Origin of the sequence: Streptomyces sp. NPDC015346, assembly GCF_043078785.1 — a bacterium.
GTDB lineage: Bacteria > Actinomycetota > Actinomycetes > Streptomycetales > Streptomycetaceae > Streptomyces.
The window spans coordinates 914,801-932,379 of the sequence record NZ_JBIBTW010000001.1; the positions used below are offsets into that span (position 1 = coordinate 914,801).

Here is a 17,579-nt window from a genome sequence, read left to right on the forward strand (position 1 = left end):
GAGCAGTACCTCCGCAGTTCGACGGCGCACCGCGGTACCCGCACCCGCACCACGCAGATGAAAGAGGACGGCACCGATGACGACGGTTCCCCTGCCGACCGCCGAGACCCGCTGGCGCTGCACGCTCTGCGGCAATCTGACCCGGTTCGATGTGACCCGCTCCTCCAAGGTCGTCGAGTACGTCCATCTGGACCTCGCGGGCGACCCGAAGGTGGAGGAGCGCGAGGTGGTCAGTGAGACCATCGAGTCGGTCCGCTGCCGCTGGTGCAACGCCGTGGACCAGATCGAGCTGGTGGACAGGCCGGGCACCGCTTCCTGAGGGAGCGGTGCGACTGACGATGGGGTGACGGATCGTGGAGCAGCCCGCGCACGGTGGCGAGCCGGCCGGCGCGGCAGGTGACGCTGCCGAGGCGCTCGACCGCCCGCTGCCGGAAGGTGTACGGCGGCGGGTCGTCGCGCTGGTCTCGGACGCCTTCGGCGGGCTGACCGTCGCCGAGCTTCCGGCACCCCTGCGGCAGTACGCACGGTTCACCGCGAGCCGGCGGGCCAAGTTCGCGGGCAACGCCATGGCCGCGGCCCTGGAGAGCGAACCGCTCTTCCGGCAGCGGATCGGCGAGCGGTTCAAGGAGGCCCAGCCGGAGCTGGCCGGGGCCGTCGAGTCCGGCGCCCCGCCCGCCGCCGCCGACCCCGTCGACGTCGCCGCGGCCGCGTACGTCCTGCGCCCCACCGGCTGGGTCAAGCTGGTCGCCGCCGCCGGCGAGGAGGCCCTGCGGGCCGACGCCGAGCGGGCCGACGAGGCCGGACGGCGTGAGCTGGAGCGGCTGCGCGAGGAGATCGCCGCCGCCAAGGAGCGCGGCCGCGCGGAGACCGAGCAGCTGCGCACCGATCTGGAGGCGGCCCGCAAGGACGCTGAATCGCTTCATCGCAAGCTGCGCAGCGCCCTGAGCGACGTGAAGCGCGGCGAGGCGGCCCTGCGCCGCGCCCAGGCCGAGATCGACACCGTCAAGGCGGAGAGCGCCGCCCGGGTCTCGGCCGCCGAGAGCGAGAGCCGGCGGCTCAAGGCCCGGCTCGGCGAGGTCGAATCCGCCCTGGAGGCCAGCCGCCGGGCCGCCCGTGAGGGGCGCTCGGTGGAGGACATGCGGCTACGGCTGCTCCTGGACACCGTCCTCGACGCCGCGCAGGGGCTCCGGCGCGAGCTCGCCCTGCCGCCGGCCTCCGTCCATCCCGCCGACACCGTCGACGCGGTGCAGCCCGGCCGGATGTCGCCGAAGGACATCGCGGCCCGAGCGCTGTCCGAGACCGACCCCGCCCTGCTCGACCAGCTTCTCGCGCTGCCGCAGGCCCATCTGGTCGTGGACGGCTACAACGTCACCAAGACCGGCTATCCGACCATGCCGCTGGAGAAGCAGCGGCTGCGGCTGCTCGGCGGCCTCTCCGCGCTCGCGGCCCGCTCGGGCGCCGAGATCACCTGTGTCTTCGACGGGGCGGAGCTGGCGGCCCCGGTGCTGCTCGCGCCGCCGCGCGGGGTGCGGGTGCTCTTCTCCAAGCCCGGCGTCACCGCGGACGAGTTGATCCGCCAGCTGGTGCGCGCGGAGCCGCCGGGCCGCCCGGTCGTGGTCGTCTCCACCGACCGCGAGGTCGCCGACGGGGTCGCCAAGGCCGGTGCGCGGCCGGTCGCGTCCGCTTTGTTGCTGAAGCGGCTTTCGCGCGCATCGTGACCCCTGTCAACTCCTGGGGGCAATGCCGGAATTCTGGAGGGCACACCGTCAAGTGCCCATTACTGCCCGTGGGGTGTCTGCAAATAATGTGTCGCGTGAGCGAGATTTTGCCTGTGAGGATTTGAACTGATCACAAGATGGTCACTAGGGTCAGGCCTCGAACCTTCGCGCGGTTGATCATCCATCGGGGATGACAGCGAAGGAACCGCCTGCCGCACCCTGGTTGGGCGGCTCGAGGAAGAAGGAGCTCGCCTTCGTGGCGTCCCACCGTCGTCCCAAGCAGCCGAGCCGCACCCGCGTGACCGTGCTCACCGCGACCGCCGCAGCCGCCGTCGCGCTCTCCGCCCAGACCGGAGCCCAGGCGGCGCCCAAGCCGAAGATCGACGACGTGAAGTCGAAGGTCGACAAGCTGCACCACGAGGCCGAGGAGGCCACGGAGCAGTACAACCTGGCCGAGGAGCGGCGCGGCAAGCTGCAGAAGGAGATCGGCGCCCTTCAGGACAAGGTCGCCCGCGGTCAGCAGGAGCTCAACACCCTGCGGGACAACATCGGTTCGGTCGCCAGCGCGCAGTACCGCTCCGGTGGCATCGACCCGGCGATCCAGCTCTTCCTCTCCTCCGACCCGGACACCTACCTCGACAAGGCGTCCGCGATCGACCAGCTCGGCGCCAAGCAGGCCGACGTGCTCCAGTCGATCCAGTCGAAGCAGCGCACCCTCGCCCAGCAGCGCGCCGAGGCGACGACGAAGCTCGCCGACCTCGAGGACGTCCGCAAGACCCTCGGCGAGAAGAAGAAGAAGTTCCAGGGCAAGCTCGCCGAGGCGCAGAAGCTGCTCAACACCCTGACCGCCGCCGAGCGCGCCAAGATGCAGCAGGAGGAGGCGCAGCGGGCCAGCCGGGCCGCGGGCGACCGCCTCGACCTCGGCAACGAGGTCCCCGCCTCGGAGCGCGGCCGCGCCGCGCTCAGCGCCGCCGCCACCCAGATCGGCAAGCCGTACGTCTCCGGCGCCGAGGGCCCCAACTCGTACGACTGCTCCGGTCTGACGCAGTGGGCCTACCGCCAGGCCGGCGTCGGCATCTCGCGCACCACCTACACCCAGCAGAACGACGGCGTGAAGATCGGCCGCAGCCAGCTCAAGCCGGGCGACCTGGTCTTCTTCAACGGCCTGTCGCACGTGGGCCTGTACGCGGGCAACGGCACCATCCTGCACGCTCCGAAGCCGGGCGCCTCGGTCCGCTACGAGTCGATGAGCTACATGGGCACCTTCCAGTTCGGTGTCCGCATCTGACGCCTTCGACACCTCCCGCGACCTGACGCCCGATCGGGTGGTTCGTCGCCTCCTGTGCTGACGTGACGCCCCGCCGGTGACCTGTGGTCTCCGGCGGGGCGTCACTTTGTGTGCCCGGCGCCTTCGTTGGACGGAGGGTGATCACCGGCTACTGTCTGCCGCTGTCCGCCGAGCCAGTCCGCGGAGCGTCGAACAGAGCTGAACGGAGCGCGATACGTGGCGTCCCACCGTCGACCCGCGAGGGTCACCGTCCTGACCGCCGCCGCGGCCACCGCGGCCACGGCCTTCGGTGCCGTCCCCGCGAGCGCCGACCCGGTCGGCACGCCCGAGGCCACCCGGGCCACGGTCGACCGGCTCTTCGAGGAGGCCGAGCGGGCCACCGAGGGCTACAACGAGGCCGACGAGCGGGCGGACACCCTGCGCGCGTCGGTCTCCCGGGCGCGGGACAGCGTGGCGCGCGGCCAGGAGCGCGTCAACCGCATGCGGGGCGCGCTCGGTTCGGTGGCCGGGGCGCAATACCGCTCCGGCGGCATCGACCCCGCCCTCGCCCTGCTGCTCTCCTCCGACCCCGACTCCTACCTCGACCGGGCGTCGGTCCTCGACCGGGTCGCCGACCGGCAGGGCGTGGAGCTGAACCGGCTCCGCCAGGAGCAGCGGCGGTTGAACCAGGAGCGGACCGAGGCCGCCGAACTCCTCGCCGAACTGGAACGCAGCCGCACCCAGGTCGCCCGGCACAAGCGCACCGTCGAGGGGAAGCTGGCCGAGGCCCGGCGGTTGCTGCAGTCCCTGACCGCGGAGGAGCGGGCCGGCTTCGACCGGGCCTCCCGCTCGGGCCGCGACGCGGACCTGCCGCCGCTCGGGGACCTCGGCCCCGCCTCCTCGCGGGCGGCCGCCGCGCTGATGGCCGCCCGCAGCGCCGTCGGCAAGCCCTACGTCTGGGGCTCGACGGGCCCCTCGGGCTTCGACTGCTCGGGCCTGATGGTCTGGTCGTACCGACAGGCGGGGATCAGCCTGCCGCGGACCTCCTCCGCCCAGCGGTACGCGGGGCGCCAGGTGCCGCTCTCGCAGGCGCAGCCCGGCGACCTGGTGACGTACCGCGGCGACGCCAGCCATGTGGGGATCTACGCCGGGAACGGGCAGGTGATCCACGCCCCCTACCCCGGGGCGCGGGTGCGCTACGACCCGGTCGGGATGATGTCCCACGTGACGGTGACGCGGGTCTGACCGTACGACCGCCCGCGCCCGGCCCCGTACGATCGGGAGCGTGGCAGGTCAGGGGCGGGAAACGGTGCGACGGGCAGTGGTCCGTCCGCTGATCCGTCCCCTGGCCGGACCGCTGGTCGCTCTGCTCGCCGGTGTGGTGGCCCTTGCCGGGTGCGCGTCCCCCGAGCCCCCCGATCCGGCGCCCCGGCAGATCCAGACGCTGCTCGACCGGCACGCGCGGGCGGTCCTCGCCCGGGACGAGGCGGCGTACGCGGTGGACCTGGACCCCGCCCTCGCCCCCGCCGCGCTGCGGGAGTTCGAGCACCTGGCCGAGGTGCCGCTCGGCGCGTGGGGCTACCGGCTCAAGGACGTCGACCGGACCGGCGAGGGCCGGGCGACGGCCCGCGCCGAACTCAGCTACCAGATCCGGGGCTACGACCCCGGCCCCGTCACCACGGAGCGCGTCCTGGACCTGACCGAGCGGGACGGCCGGTGGTACGTGAGCGCCGACCGGCCCGGCAAGGGCGCCGCCCAGCAGCTCTGGCAGCAGGGGGACGTGGAGGCGGAAGCGGGCGAGCGCAGCCTCGTGCTCGGCGTCGGGCAGTCGCCCGAACGCCTCAGGGAGATCGCGGCGGCGGCCGACCGGGCGGTGCCGGCCGTCTCGGCCGCCTGGCCGCGGAAGTGGGCGGGCCGGGTGGTGGTCCTCGTACCGTCCTCGCTGGACGCGATGGGCGGACTGCTGGGGGCGCCCGCGGCCTCGTACCGGGGCATCGCCGCCGTCACGACAGGCGAGGTGCGCGGCGGGCCGGACGCCCCGGCGGACCGGGTGATCGTCAACCCGGAGGCGTACGGGGCGCTCGGCGACTTCGGCCGGCAGATGGTCCTCACCCACGAGACGACGCATGTGGCGACCCGCGCCGACACCTCCCCGGCCACCCCGGTCTGGCTCTCCGAGGGCCTCGCCGACTGGGTCGCCTACCGGGGCAGCGGCCGCACGGCCGCCCAGGCCGCCCCGGAGCTCCGCCGCGCGGTACGCGCCGGCGATCTCCCGGCCGGCCTCCCCGACGACGAGACCTTCGCCTTCGGCGGCGACGGGGAAGCCCTGGCACGGGCGTACGCGGGCGGCTGGCTGGCCTGCGAGCTGATCGCGGAGCGCTGGGGCGAGGCGGAACTGATCGCCTTCTACCGCGCGGTGGGCGCCCATCCGGGCCGCGCGGGCGCGGTGGAGAAGGCCCTCCACGAGGTGCTCGGCACGACGCCGGAGGACTTCACCGCGCGGTGGCGCGCCTACCTGGGGGAGCGGCTGGGCTGAACCCGCCGGGGGCGTCGGCCTACCGGTCGGCGCCGGGGGCGGCCTCCAGCTCGCGCAGGGCCTCCGTCAGCCACTGCTTCTCCGCCGTGCCGGTCGCCCGGGCGATCCGGAGCATGCCCCGTCGGAAGAGGTCTGGTTCCTCCTCCGCGCGGACCGGGGCGCCGTTCTCGTAGAAGAAGCTGGCCGGGGTGTTCAGGAAGGCCTGCCGGCGGCGCAGGACCGCCGCCTGTTCCGCGCGGTCCGGGAGGAGCCCGAGGAAGGCGAGCAGGGTGAAGAAGCGCTGGCCGTCGGTGATCTCCACGTCCTTGGGGTCGCGGAGGCGGGCCAGCAGTTCCGCCCGGCCTTCGGGGGTGAGGGAGAGCGTTCGCCGGGGCGCGGCGCTCGTCCCCGGTTCGGTACGGCGTTCCAGGAGGCCCGCCTTCACCATGCGGGTGATCGCCGGGTAGAGCGCCCCGTCGCTGACCGGGCGGACATGGCCGCTCAGCCCTTGGATGCGGTCCTTCAAGTCGTAACCGTGCAGCGGCCTTTCGTACAGGAAGCCGAGGATCGTCAGCTCCAGCATCCGGCCCCCTCTCTCGCGCTTGTGCCGACCCCGCCCGCCATGCTACCTCTTTTCGAGGTGCCTCGAATCGAGGTACGTCGCTCCGGGGGGATTGCCGCATGACGCATCGACGACCACTGATCCGGCTCGCGTACCCGGTCTACTGCGAACTGCTCGCCTCGGTCGCCGCCGGCATCATCACCATGATCTGGGTCGCACCCCTCGGCGGCGACGCCGTCGCGGCCGTCGCCGTCGCCACCAACGTCGAGAACCTGCTCCTCGGCGTCGTCCTCATGGCCGCCTCCGGCACCACCGTCCTCGTGGCCCGCGCCCGGGGCGCCGAGGACCCCGGCGCCGTACGGGCCGCCGTCCGCGGCGGCCGGGCCCTCTGCGCCCTGCTCGTCCCACCCGTGGCGATCGGCGGATTCCTGCTGCGCGAACCCCTCGCCCGGCTCGTCCTCGGCGCCGCCGACACCCCCGCCCTCGCCCTGGCCACCGCCTACTTCGCGATCTCGCTCCCGGGCACGGCCGTCTTCTTCGCCACCACCGTCGTCGACGGCGTCCTCAAGGGCGCGGGCGACACCCGCACCCCCATGCGCCTCGCCTTCCTCGCCAACGGCCTCATCCTGGTCCTCGACCCGCTGCTCATCCACGCGAACGGGGTGGAGGGCGCCGCCCTCGCCACCGTCGTCGGCCGGACCGTCGCACTCGGCGCGGGACTCCTCGCCCTGCGCCGCAACCCGCTCCTGCGGGCCGCGCGGGCCGCCGAGCCCTCGGAGCGGACTCTCCCCGCCCTGCGCCGCACCGCGGCCACCGGACTGCCCATGTCCGTCGACTTCGTCGTCCGGATGGCCGGGACCCTCGCCCTCGTCGCCGTGGTGGCCCGGCTCGGCGTCACCCAGGTCGCCGCCTACGGCATCGCCACCAAGGCCATGTACGTCGCGACCATGGCCTTCTACGCCGTGCGCCAGGCCGCCGCCATCCACACCGCCCACCTGCTCGGCGCGGGTCGCGACGAGCGGCGGGCCGTCGGCCGCCAGGCGCTGCTCCTCGGGACCGTCCTCGGCACGACCGCGGCCGGCCTGCTGCTGCTCACCGCCGACCTCGTCATGAGCGGCTTCGGGGCGGCCCCGGACGTGGCGGCCGCCGGAGCCCGCTATCTGCGCTGCCTCGGCCCCTATCTGGTGCTGATGGCCGGATTCATCGCCCTCGCCGGGGTCTTCGAGGGCAGCGGAGGCAGCCCGCGGCTCGCCAGGATCACCGTCACCGGCGTCCTGGCCCAACTCCCGCTCGCCCACGCCTTCTCAGGCCTCGGACTGCCCGGCATCTGCCTGGCCATGGCGATCGCCATGGCGGGGCAGTGCGCGGCTCTCGGCCTGTCGCACCGCCGTACACCCCGCTCTCAGGCGACCGGCAGGCTCCTCGCCCGCTCCGGCTGAACCGGCACCACCGGGGCGGCGGCGGCCGCGAGGCGCGGCTCCGTCACCGTCTGGCGCCACAGGATCCGGCAGGCGGAGAGCGAGGCGGCCACGAGCAGACCGTTCCTGACGAACAGCAGCGCCATGCCCAGCGGATCACTCTCGGTCACGTGCGAGAACCACACCGGGAACTCGAACTGCGTCACCGCCGTCGCCCACACCACCAGGTGCGCCGGCCGGCGCATCCGGCTCGCCCGGTAGGCGAGACAGACCGCGGCCAGACCGACCAGCCAGATCATGTACTGGGGGCTGATCACCCGGCTCGTGGAGGTGAACAGCAGCACCGCCACGAACGCCGCGTCCGCCGGCGTCGTGGTCGAGAAGGCGCGGGCCCGGATCCGCCACACCAGCAGCCAGCCGAAGGCGGCCACGGTCAGAGCCATCGCCGCGGTGGAGACGGTGGAGACGTACGGGCCGAGGAACTCGATCGCGCCGTAGTTCATCCGCGCCTCGCCCTCCCAGCCGAAGTGCCGGGCCACGTGGAAGACCAGCGCGCCCATCGACTCCACCTCTGTGCCCCGGTCGCGCTGGAAGCCGAGGAAGGCCAGCGCCCCCGGCGCCGCGATCGTGCACAGCAGGAGCAGCCCGGCGGCCGCGCCGGCCGCCGCCGACCAGGAGCGGAAGGTGGCGCGCCCGCGTCGGGTACCCACGAGCAGCAGCACCGGCCAGACCTTCAGCATCGCCCCGAACCCGGCCAGCGCGCCGAGCACCCGCGGCCGGCTCAGACCGGCCAGCAGGGCGGCCACGGCGACCGCCGTGACCATGATGTCGTAGCGGGCGTACGCGGTCGGCCCCAGCAGCGGCACGCCCGCGATCCAGATCCAGGCTCCGCGCGACGAACGGCCCGGCCGCTTCCCGGCGTACCGCAGCAGCCCGAAGACGAGCGCGTCGCAGAGGAAGGACAGGACGAAGAAGGCGGCGGAGTAGCCGAGGAACGGCAGCAGGGCCGGGGCGAGGATCGCGAGGGCGGCGAGCGGCGGATACTGCCAGGTCACGTCGTCCAGCGGGTACGTGCCCGTCTTCAGGACCTCGTACCAGCCTTGGTATATCACCTCGATGTCACTGGTGACGTCGGGCCCCGGGACGGTGACGATCTTGAAGACGCACAGCAGGAGCACGATCCGGGTGAGGCCCCAGAGAAGGAGCGGATTTCGTCTCGCGCGCTCGGCAGCCGTACCCAGTACGCCCGTCATTCCTACCTCGTCCATCTCTGTCGGTCCGTCGGTCCGTCGTCCGCGGAGGGTGGTGTTGCCGGGCGGGGGGTGCCGTCACGTAGATTCGGCGACGATGCACAAGACCCTGATCGTAACCAACGACTTCCCGCCACGTCCCGGTGGAATCCAGGCGTTCCTGCACAACATGGCGCTGCGCCTCGATCCCGAGCGGATCGTGGTCTACGCCTCCACCTGGAAGCGCGGCCGGGAGGGGATCGAGGCGACCGCCGCGTTCGACGCCGAACAGCCTTTCATGGTCGTGCGTGACCGCACCACCATGCTGCTGCCGACTCCCCGGGTCACCGCGCGGGCGGTCGGGCTGCTGCGGGAACACGGCTGCGAGTCGGTCTGGTTCGGGGCGGCCGCCCCGCTGGGCCTGATGGCGCCCGCGCTGCGCCGGGCCGGGGCGCGCAGGCTGGTGGCGACCACGCACGGCCACGAGGCGGGCTGGGCGCAACTACCCGCCTCCCGGCAGCTGTTGCGGCGGATCGGCGAGGGTACGGACACCCTCACGTACCTCGGCGAGTACACGCGCTCGCGGATCGCGGCGGCGCTCACACCGGCGGCCGCCGCCCGCATGGAGCAGCTCCCGCCGGGCGTCGACGAGAAGACCTTCCACCCGGGCTCCGGCGGCGAGGCGGTACGGGAACGGCTCGGGCTCACCGACCGGCCCGTGGTCGTGTGCGTCTCCCGGCTCGTCCCGCGCAAGGGCCAGGACACGCTGATCCGGGCCATGCCGGCGATCCTGCGGCGTGTACCGGACGCGGTGCTCCTGATCGTCGGCGGCGGCCCCTACGAGAAGGATCTGCGGCGCCTCGCGGCGGCGACGGGCGTGGCCGGTTCCGTACGTTTCACCGGCGCGGTCCCGTGGGAGGAGCTGCCGGCCCACTACGGCGCCGGCGACGTCTTCGCCATGCCCTGCCGCACCCGCCGGGGCGGCCTCGACGTCGAGGGCCTCGGCATCGTCTACCTGGAGGCCTCGGCCACGGGTCTCCCGGTCGTCGCCGGCGACTCGGGCGGCGCTCCGGACGCGGTCCTGGACGGCGAGACGGGCTGGGTCGTGCGCGGCTCGTCCCCGGAGGAGTCGGCGGACCGCATCGCCACCCTCCTCCTCGACCCGGACCTCCGCCGCCGCATGGGCGAACGCGGCCGCGCCTGGGTCGAAGACCGCTGGCGCTGGGACCTCCTCGCGGACCGCCTGCGAGACCTGCTCTAGCCACCGGACCCGGCGCGCCCCCCTTGCGGCGGGACCGGCGGGAGGCCACACCGGGCCGCCTCGTGGTGCGGGCCGGCGGGAGCCCGCACCCGGCCGCTTTGCGGCGCGGACCGGCGGGGTCCGTCTCCGGCCGCCTCGGAGGTGCGGACCGGCGGGAAGCGGCACCCGGCCGCTTTGTGGCAAGGACCAGCGGGGTCCGTCTCCGGCCGCCTCGGAGGTGCGGGCCGGCGGGAAGCGGCACCCGGCCGCCTTGTGGCGCGGGCCGGCGGGAGCCCGCACCCGGCCGCCTTGCGGCGCGGACCGGCGGGAGGCCGTCGCCGGCCGCCTCCTGACGGGGGCGCCGAGGCGCCCGTACCCCCCCTGCCACGCCGTGAGGCCCGCGGACGCGAGTGCGTGCGTGCGCGGGCCTCACCGGCGAGGGGTCGAGGGGGGCCTGGCCCCCCCTCGCGCTAGGCGCGGTAGATCGCCTCGATCTCGTCCGCGAAGTCCTTCGCCACCACATTGCGCTTGAGCTTCAGCGAGGGCGTGATGTGCCCGGCCTCCTCGGTGAACTGGGAGTTCAGGATCCGGAACTTCCGTACCGACTCCGCCTTCGACACCGCCGCGTTGCCGTCGTCCACCGCCCGCTGCACCTCCGCGAGCAGCTCCGCGTCCTCGCGCAGCGACGCCGCCGTCGAACCCGCCGGCTTGCCGTGCTCGGCGGCCCAGCGGCCCAGGAACTCCTCGTCCAGGGTCACCAGCGCACCGACGAACGGCCGGCCGTCGCCCACCACCATGCACTCCGCGACCAGCGCGTGCGCCCGGATCCGGTCCTCGATGACCGCCGGGGCGACGTTCTTGCCGCCGGCCGTCACCAGGATCTCCTTCTTCCGGCCGGTGATCGCGAGGTAGCCGTCCTCGTCCAGCGTGCCGATGTCACCGGTGTGGAACCAGCCGTCGGCCAGCGCCTCCGCCGAAGCGGCCTCGTTCTTCCAGTAGCCGGTGAAGATGTGCTCGCCGTGCAGCAGCACCTCGCCGTCGTCGGCGATCCGCACCACCGACCCCGGCAGCGGCTGCCCGACCGTGCCGATCTTCTGCCGGTCCCACGGGTTGAACGCCGTCGCCGCGCAGGACTCCGTCAGGCCGTAGCCCTCCAGGACGGTGAAGCCGATGCCGCGGAAGAAGTGCCCGAGCCGCTCGCCCAGCGGCGCGCCGCCCGAGATCGCGTACTCGCCCCGCCCGCCGAGGACCGCGCGCAGCTTGGAGAAGACCAGCTTGTCGAAGACCTTGTGCTTGATCCTCAGGCCCAGAGACGGGCCCTGCGGCGTGCCGATCGCCCGGCTGTACGCGATCGCCGTGTGCGCCGCCTTGTCGAAGATCTTGCCCTTGCCGTCCGCCTGCGCCTTCGCGCGGGCGGAGTTGTAGACCTTCTCGAAGACGCGCGGCACACCGAGGATCAGCGTCGGCCGGAACGAGGCCAGCTCGTCGGTGAGGTTCTTGATGTCCGGCACACAGCCCAGCTTGATCGGCGCCATCACGGACGCGACCTCGACAAGCCGCCCGAAGACGTGGGCCGCCGGCAGGAAGAGGAGGACCGAGCACTCGCCCGTGCGGAACAGCGGCTTGAGCCGTTCCACCACGTTGCCGCACTCCGCGAAGAACGCGCGGTGCGTCAGGACACAGCCCTTGGGGCGGCCCGTGGTGCCGGAGGTGTAGACGATCGTCGCCGGGTCGTCCGCGTGCGCCGTCGACATCCGCTCGTCGAGCAGCTCGTCGGAGATGTCCGCGCCGCCGGCGGTGAGCTGAGCGACCGCGTCGCCCTCGATCTGCCAGACGCCCTTGAGCTCCGGCAGGTTCTCCCGTACCGACTCCACCGACTCCTGGTGGGCCGCGGACTCGACGAGGACGAACGAGGCGCCCGAGTCCCCGAGGATCCACTGGATCTGCTCCGGCGAGCTGGTTTCGTACACCGGCACGGTGACCGCGCCCGCGCTCCAGATCGCGAAGTCCAGGAGCACCCACTCGTAACGGGTCCGGGACAGCAGCGCCACCCGGTCACCCGCCTCCACTCCGGCGGCGATCAGCCCCTTCGCGACCCCGCGGACCTCGGCGAGGAACTGCCGGGCGGTGACGTCCGTCCAGACGCCGGCCACCTTGCGCCCCATCACGGCGACATCTGGGTGCTGAGACGCGTTACGGCGGATGAGATCCGTCAGATTGCCGTCCGTGGGGACCTCGTACAGGGCCGGAAGGCTGAACTCGCGCAAGACTGCTGCTCCTCATCGGGCGCCGGCGCCACGGCTCTGTGTGATGCACCGGTGCGGTCCATGATCGGGCAGGTGCTCAGTGGGGGTGAGCATGACCGGACTGCCCGGACGTTACCCACCAGTACTCGGTTCCCGATAGGGGGTCCTGGTCAGATGTTCCGTGCGTCACACGTGCGTGGCGGTGCTTCGCGCACAGTAATCCACAGCTTCGCAGACTCGGAAGTAACCGCAGGTCCGACCCCCTAGGCTGAGCCGTATGAGGATCAACGTGGTCAGCGACGTGCACGGCAACACCGGCGCTCTCGCCAAGGCGGGGCACGGTGCGGACGCCCTCATCTGCCTCGGTGACCTGGTCCTCTTCCTGGACTACGCCGACCACAGCCGCGGCATCTTCCCCGACCTCTTCGGCGTCGAGAACGCCGACCTGATCGTCGAACTGCGCACCGCCCGCCGCTTCGACGACGCCCGCGAGCTGGGGCGACGGCTCTGGTCCGAGCTGGCGGTCGACCGGGACACGGCCATCGAGTCCGCCGTACGCCGCCAGTACGCCGAGCTCTTCGCGGCCTTCCCGACGCCGACCTTCGCGACCTACGGGAACGTCGACATCCCCACGCTCTGGCCGGAGTACGCGGGCCCGGGGATCACCGTCCTCGACGGCGAGAAGGTCGAGATCGGGGGCCGCGTCTTCGGCTTCGTGGGCGGCGGCCTGCGCACACCCATGCGCACGCCGTACGAGATCTCCGACGAGGAGTACGCGGCGAAGGTCGAGGCGCTCGGCGAGGTCGACGTGCTGTGCAGCCACATCCCGCCGGACGTGCCGGACCTGACCTACGACACGGTGGCCCGGCGCTTCGAACGCGGCAGCCGCGCCCTGCTCGACGCGATCCGGCGCACCCGCCCCCGGTACGCCCTCTTCGGCCACGTCCACCAGCCCCTGGCACGGCGGATGCGCATCGGCGCGACGGAGTGCGTGAACGTGGGCCACTTCGCGGCGACGGGCCGACCCTGGTCGCTGGAGTGGTGAGGGGTGCCGGGAGGCCACCGGGGGCGCGATAGCCTTCGGTCGGCACGCTTCGTGCCCTTGGATTCCCCTTGAGTTCTCGCCGGACCGCACAGTGGAGGAGCCACAGCGATGGCCGAACACACCAGCTCGAGCATCACCATCGAGGCGGCACCGGCCGACGTCATGGCTGTGATCGCCGACTTCGCCCGCTACCCGGAGTGGACCGGCGAGGTGAAGGAGGCCGAGGTCCTGGAGAAGGACGCGGCCGGCCGCGCGGAGAAGGTGCGGCTGCTGCTCGACGCGGGCGCCATCAAGGACGACCACACCCTCGCGTACACCTGGGCCAGCGACAACGAGGTCAGCTGGACCCTCGTCAAGTCCCAGATGCTCCGCGCCCTGGACGGCTCCTACCGCCTGACCCCGGCGGCCGGCGGTACCCGCACCGAGGTGACGTACCAGCTGACCGTCGACGTCAAGATCCCGATGCTGGGCATGATCAAGCGCAAGGCGGAGAAGGTCATCATCGACCGCGCCCTGGCAGGCCTGAAGAAGCGCGTCGAATCCCGCGCATAAGGCCCCCCACCCCGCCCCCGTGTGGGCAATCGTCCCGCAGGGCGGGACGGGTGGGCACACGGGACGGCGCCCTTGCCGGGCCCAGGCTCCCGGTCCGTACGGTCACCACAGGTGCGGCGCCGTCGTGGGGTTGTGCCCACCCTCCCCCAGACTCCGTCCGGGGGGACCCCCATCGCCCTGCGGAACAGTTGCCCACAACCGACGGGGTGGCGGAGGCCCGGCGGAGCGGGTGCCCGCAGGCGGGCGGTAGCGTCACCGACATGCGGATCATCCTTGTCACCGGGCCCGGCGGCGCCGGCCGTACCACCCTCGCCGCGGCCACCGCGCTCGCCGAGGCGCGGGCCGGACGCCGGGTCCTGCTGGTCTCGGCGGAGGCCGACACCCTCCAAAGCGACAGCCTCCGCATCCTGCGCCCCACCCCCGCCGCCGACTTCCGGCGCGAGTTCCTCGCCCTCCAAGCCCGCTCCGCCACCGCCCTCGACCTCCTCGGCGCCGCCCCGTTCGAGGACGCCGAGCTGACCGAGCTCCCAGGCAGCGAGCAGTTCGCCCTCCTCCGCGCCGTGCGGGACGCCGCCGGCGGCGACCAGGACCTCGTCGTCGTCGACCTGCCCCCGCTCCACGACGCCCTCGCCGTCCTCGCCCTCCCCGCCCAGCTCCGCCGCTATCTGCGCCGCCTCCTGCCGCCCGAACGGCAGGCCGCCCGCGCCCTGCGCCCGATGCTCGCCCAGCTGGCCGGGGTCCCCATGCCCGCACAGTGGCTGTACGAGACCACCGCCCGCTGGGAGACCGAGCTCGCCGCCGTCCAGGCCGTGATCGACGCCCCGACCACCAGCGTCCGCCTCGTCGTCGAACCCGGGCGTACGGCCCTCGACACCCTGCGCACCGCCCGGCTCGGCCTCGCGCTCCAAGGTCTCGCCCTCGACCTGGTCGTCGCCAACCGGGTGCTCCCCGCCGACTCCCCGGACCCCTGGTTCGCCGCGCTGACCGCCGAGCAGCACACGCACCTGGAGCAGCTCCGCACCGAGCACGCCGGCCCCGTCCACGCGCTGCCGCACCTCGGCCGCGCCCCCCGCGGCGTGGACGACCTCGACCTGCTCGCCGTCGAGGTCGGCCCGCCGGCCGCCGCGCCCGACCGGACCGTCGAGGACCGCCGCACCGAGGACGGCATCCTCGTCTGGCACCTGCCCCTGCCCGGCGCGGTCAAGGAGGAGCTCTCCCTCGTACGCCGGGGGGACGAACTCCTCCTCGAAGTCGGCCCGTTCCGCCGCGCCCTCCCCCTGCCTCCCGCCCTGCGCCGCTGCACCGTCTCCGGCGCCGCTCTGGTCGACGGCGACCTACGGGTCCGCTTCACCCCCGACCCCGGACTCTGGCCGCGGACGTCGTAACGGACCCCGTGACGGCGTGTACCGTCGACGGTAGAAGCCGTAAGGAGTACGCCATGAGCGATTCGGATGCCTGGGCCAAGGCGTGCGCCGAGGACCTGGAAGCGGAGAGGGCCCGCCGCCGTGCCCGCGCGGGCGCGGAGCCCGGTTCGGCCGCCGAGGAGTTCCGCAAGCTCTTCGACGCCGTCGCCGACAAGGTCTCCTCTCTGCGGGGGCCGCTGGCCGGCCTGGCGGGCCAGGGTGCCGTGCAGCAGACCGTCCAGCAGCTCGTCAGCCAGGCGAAGGCCGCCGTCGAGCCGGTCGTCGAGCGCAACCCGCAGGTCTTCGACCACCTCGCGGCGGCGGGCAGCGAACTGCTCGCCGCGTACCGCTCGGCGGTCGAGGCCCACGAGACGCGCTGGACCCGCGACGACGACCGCCAGAAGGAAGACGACGTGCGTAAGGACGTCCGTAAGGACGGCGCCCGCGAGGAGGATCCGAGCGGGGGCGACGAAGGCACCGGAACCGGGCAGCACATCGACCTGGACTGACCGGGCGGGTCGTCCCCCTCGGGTACGGTGGGCCGTAGCGGGGCTCGACCGAAAACTGAGGGACACATGGGACTCACCATCGGCGTCGACATCGGCGGCACGAAGATCGCGGCCGGCGTGGTCGACGAGGAGGGCAACATCCTCGACACGCACAAGGTGCCCACCCCGCCGACGCCCGAAGGCATCGTCGACGCGATCTGCGCCGCGGTCTCGGAGGCCGGCAAGGGTCATCAGATCGAGGCTGTCGGCATCGGTGCCGCGGGCTACGTCGACGACAAGCGCGCCACCGTCCTCTTCGCGCCGAACATCGACTGGCGGCACGAGCCGCTGAAGGACAAGGTCGAGCAGCGGGTCGGCCTGCCCGTCGTCGTCGAGAACGACGCGAACGCGGCGGCCTGGGGCGAGTACCGGTTCGGCGCGGGGCAGGGACACGAGGACGTCATCTGCATCACGCTCGGCACCGGCCTCGGCGGCGGCATCATCATCGGCAACAAGCTGCGCCGCGGACGCTTCGGCGTGGCGGCGGAGTTCGGTCACATCCGGGTCGTCCCGGACGGCCTGCTCTGCGGCTGCGGCAGCCAGGGCTGCTGGGAGCAGTACGCCTCCGGCCGCGCGCTCGTCCGGTACGCGAAGCAGCGCGCCAACGCCACCCCGGAGAACGCGGAGATCCTCCTCGGCCTCGGGGACGGCACGCCCGACGGCATCGAGGGCAAGCACGTCAGTGCCGCGGCCCGCCAGGGCGACCCGGTGGCCGTGGACTCCTTCCGCGAGCTGGCCCGCTGGGCCGGCGCGGGCCTCGCCGACCTGGCGTCCCTCTTCGACCCCTCGGCGTTCATCGTGGGCGGCGGTGTCTCGGACGAGGGGGAGCTGGTGCTCGAACCGATCCGGAAGTCCTTCCGCCGCTGGCTGATCGGCGGCAAGTACCGGCCGCACGCCCAGGTGCTCGCGGCCCAGCTCGGCGGCAAGGCCGGACTGGTGGGCGCGGCGGACCTGGCCCGCCAGGGCTGAGACCGCCCCAGGGCCGAGACCGCGCCAGGGCTGAACCACCGTAGGACCGCACCGCCCGCCGCGCCCCTCGGGGTGCGGCGGGCGGTTGTCGTATGTTGCTTGCCATGGCGATCACTGACCTGCCCAACTCCCGCACCGAGGAGGACGGTTCGGCCGTCGTCCGGGTGCTCAGCTACAACGTCCGCTCCCTGCGGGACGACGAGGACGCCCTCGCCCGGGTCATCCGGGCCTGCGCGCCCGACCTCGTCTTCGTCCAGGAGGCGCCGCGCTTCTTCCGCTGGCGCAAGCACGCGGCCCGGCTCGCCGCCAAGAGCGAACTCCTCGTCCTGAGCGGCGGGGCCACGGCCGCCGGACCGCTGCTGATGTGCTCCCTGCGGGCCACCGTCGAGCGCACCGAGGACATCCTTCTGCCCCTCACGCCCGGCCTGCACCGCCGAGGCTTCGCGACCGCCGTCGTCCGGTTCGCCCGCGCCCGGGTCGGGCTGATCAGCTGCCATCTCAGCCTGCGGGAGGACGAGCGGTACGCCCAGGCCGGGATGCTCCTCGACCGGGTCGCCGCGATGGACGCCCCGCACACGATCGTGGCCGGCGACCTCAACGAACGGCCGGACGGCCGGAGCTTCACCCGGCTGACGAAGGAGCTCCAGGACGGCTGGGCGGTCAGCCCGTGGGGCGGCGAGTACACCTCGACGCCCACGGACCCGCACCAGCGCATCGACGCGATCCTGGCCACCCCGGGCGTCGAGTTCCTCGGCTGCGGCGTCCCGACGGAGCTCCCGGAGGCGGACCTCAAGGCGGCGACGGACCACCTGCCGGTCCTCGCGGCGGTCAGGATCCCGGCGGCCGGGACGAGCTGAGGGCAGCGCC

At 73.3% G+C, this 17,579-nt stretch carries 16 protein-coding genes; 13 read left to right on the forward strand and 3 right to left on the reverse strand.

Annotation, left to right across the window (positions count from 1 at the left end; all coding sequences use genetic code 11):
- The first annotated feature begins 76 nt into the window (after positions 1-76).
- The 5 genes from ACF06X_RS04155 (at position 77) to ACF06X_RS04175 (ending at position 5,521) form a co-directional block, all read left to right on the forward strand.
- The gene (locus ACF06X_RS04155; RefSeq protein ID WP_158986593.1) at positions 77-319 is read left to right on the forward strand and encodes a hypothetical protein; all 243 of its coding nucleotides are present in this window, start codon (positions 77-79) and stop codon (positions 317-319) included.
- A gap of 34 nt (positions 320-353) precedes the next feature.
- A complete protein-coding gene (locus ACF06X_RS04160) occupies positions 354-1,718 on the forward strand; it encodes an NYN domain-containing protein (protein WP_392285603.1) in 1,365 nt (454 codons plus the stop codon).
- A 256-nt stretch (positions 1,719-1,974) separates the two neighbouring features.
- Positions 1,975-3,006, forward strand: coding sequence for an NlpC/P60 family protein (locus ACF06X_RS04165; RefSeq protein WP_392285604.1), 1,032 nt, complete (start codon positions 1,975-1,977; stop codon positions 3,004-3,006).
- Between the two features lie 216 nt (positions 3,007-3,222).
- Complete coding sequence (locus ACF06X_RS04170; RefSeq protein WP_392285605.1) at positions 3,223-4,230, forward strand: NlpC/P60 family protein; 1,008 nt, start codon at positions 3,223-3,225, stop codon at positions 4,228-4,230.
- A 76-nt stretch (positions 4,231-4,306) separates the two neighbouring features.
- Positions 4,307-5,521, forward strand: a complete 1,215-nt coding sequence (locus ACF06X_RS04175; protein ID WP_392285968.1) for a hypothetical protein — start codon at positions 4,307-4,309, stop codon at positions 5,519-5,521.
- 19 nt (positions 5,522-5,540) lie between these two features.
- Here ACF06X_RS04175 and ACF06X_RS04180 read toward each other — a convergent pair whose 3' ends face one another.
- A complete protein-coding gene (locus tag ACF06X_RS04180; protein WP_392285606.1) occupies positions 5,541-6,083 on the reverse strand; it encodes a PadR family transcriptional regulator in 543 nt (180 codons plus the stop codon).
- Positions 6,084-6,181: 98 nt separating this feature from the next.
- Here ACF06X_RS04180 and ACF06X_RS04185 point away from each other — a divergent pair, with 98 nt between their 5' ends.
- Positions 6,182-7,501, forward strand: a complete 1,320-nt coding sequence (locus ACF06X_RS04185) for an MATE family efflux transporter (protein WP_392285607.1) — start codon at positions 6,182-6,184, stop codon at positions 7,499-7,501.
- Here ACF06X_RS04185 and ACF06X_RS04190 read toward each other — a convergent pair.
- Positions 7,465-8,733: a glycosyltransferase 87 family protein gene (locus ACF06X_RS04190; protein ID WP_392285969.1), complete on the reverse strand. Its 1,269-nt coding sequence runs from the start codon at positions 8,731-8,733 to the stop codon at positions 7,465-7,467. The two genes, ACF06X_RS04185 and ACF06X_RS04190, sit on opposite strands and share 37 nt — an antisense overlap.
- A 94-nt stretch (positions 8,734-8,827) precedes the next feature.
- Here ACF06X_RS04190 and ACF06X_RS04195 point away from each other — a divergent pair, with 94 nt between their 5' ends.
- The gene (locus tag ACF06X_RS04195) at positions 8,828-9,970 is read left to right on the forward strand and encodes a glycosyltransferase family 4 protein (protein ID WP_392285608.1); all 1,143 of its coding nucleotides are present in this window, start codon (positions 8,828-8,830) and stop codon (positions 9,968-9,970) included.
- 449 nt (positions 9,971-10,419) lie between these two features.
- Here the strand turns inward: ACF06X_RS04195 and ACF06X_RS04200 are convergent, their stop codons facing one another.
- A complete protein-coding gene (locus ACF06X_RS04200; RefSeq protein ID WP_392285609.1) occupies positions 10,420-12,216 on the reverse strand; it encodes an AMP-dependent synthetase/ligase in 1,797 nt (598 codons plus the stop codon).
- 268 nt (positions 12,217-12,484) lie between these two features.
- On the opposite strand from ACF06X_RS04200, the gene ACF06X_RS04205 reads away from it, so the two are divergent.
- The 6 genes from ACF06X_RS04205 (at position 12,485) to ACF06X_RS04230 (ending at position 17,569) form a co-directional block, all read left to right on the forward strand.
- Positions 12,485-13,240, forward strand: coding sequence for a metallophosphoesterase (locus tag ACF06X_RS04205; protein WP_392285970.1), 756 nt, complete (start codon positions 12,485-12,487; stop codon positions 13,238-13,240).
- A gap of 108 nt (positions 13,241-13,348) precedes the next feature.
- Positions 13,349-13,792, forward strand: coding sequence for an SRPBCC family protein (locus tag ACF06X_RS04210; protein WP_392285610.1), 444 nt, complete (start codon positions 13,349-13,351; stop codon positions 13,790-13,792).
- Positions 13,793-14,052: 260 nt separating this feature from the next.
- Entirely contained in the window at positions 14,053-15,177 is a 1,125-nt protein-coding gene (locus ACF06X_RS04215; RefSeq protein WP_392285611.1) for an ArsA family ATPase, read from the forward strand.
- A gap of 53 nt (positions 15,178-15,230) precedes the next feature.
- Entirely contained in the window at positions 15,231-15,704 is a 474-nt protein-coding gene (locus ACF06X_RS04220; RefSeq protein WP_392285612.1) for a DUF5304 domain-containing protein, read from the forward strand.
- Positions 15,705-15,770: 66 nt separating this feature from the next.
- Positions 15,771-16,712, forward strand: a complete 942-nt coding sequence (locus ACF06X_RS04225) for an ROK family glucokinase (protein WP_392285613.1) — start codon at positions 15,771-15,773, stop codon at positions 16,710-16,712.
- 104 nt (positions 16,713-16,816) lie between these two features.
- The gene (locus tag ACF06X_RS04230; protein WP_392285614.1) at positions 16,817-17,569 is read left to right on the forward strand and encodes an endonuclease/exonuclease/phosphatase family protein; all 753 of its coding nucleotides are present in this window, start codon (positions 16,817-16,819) and stop codon (positions 17,567-17,569) included.
- The last annotated feature ends 10 nt before the right edge of the window (positions 17,570-17,579 follow it).

Bases quoted from the DNA above. Each gene is read 5' to 3' on its own strand.
- ACF06X_RS04155 (WP_158986593.1), top strand. From the start codon at position 77: ATGACGACGGTTCCCCTGCCGACCGCCGAGACCCGCTGGCGCTGCACG.
- ACF06X_RS04180 (WP_392285606.1), bottom strand. From the start codon at position 6,083: ATGCTGGAGCTGACGATCCTCGGCTTCCTGTACGAAAGGCCGCTGCAC.
- ACF06X_RS04185 (WP_392285607.1), top strand. From the start codon at position 6,182: ATGACGCATCGACGACCACTGATCCGGCTCGCGTACCCGGTCTACTGC.
- ACF06X_RS04190 (WP_392285969.1), bottom strand. From the start codon at position 8,733: ATGACGGGCGTACTGGGTACGGCTGCCGAGCGCGCGAGACGAAATCCG.
- ACF06X_RS04195 (WP_392285608.1), top strand. From the start codon at position 8,828: ATGCACAAGACCCTGATCGTAACCAACGACTTCCCGCCACGTCCCGGT.
- ACF06X_RS04210 (WP_392285610.1), top strand. From the start codon at position 13,349: ATGGCCGAACACACCAGCTCGAGCATCACCATCGAGGCGGCACCGGCC.
- ACF06X_RS04215 (WP_392285611.1), top strand. From the start codon at position 14,053: ATGCGGATCATCCTTGTCACCGGGCCCGGCGGCGCCGGCCGTACCACC.
- ACF06X_RS04220 (WP_392285612.1), top strand. From the start codon at position 15,231: ATGAGCGATTCGGATGCCTGGGCCAAGGCGTGCGCCGAGGACCTGGAA.
- ACF06X_RS04225 (WP_392285613.1), top strand. From the start codon at position 15,771: ATGGGACTCACCATCGGCGTCGACATCGGCGGCACGAAGATCGCGGCC.
- ACF06X_RS04230 (WP_392285614.1), top strand. From the start codon at position 16,817: ATGGCGATCACTGACCTGCCCAACTCCCGCACCGAGGAGGACGGTTCG.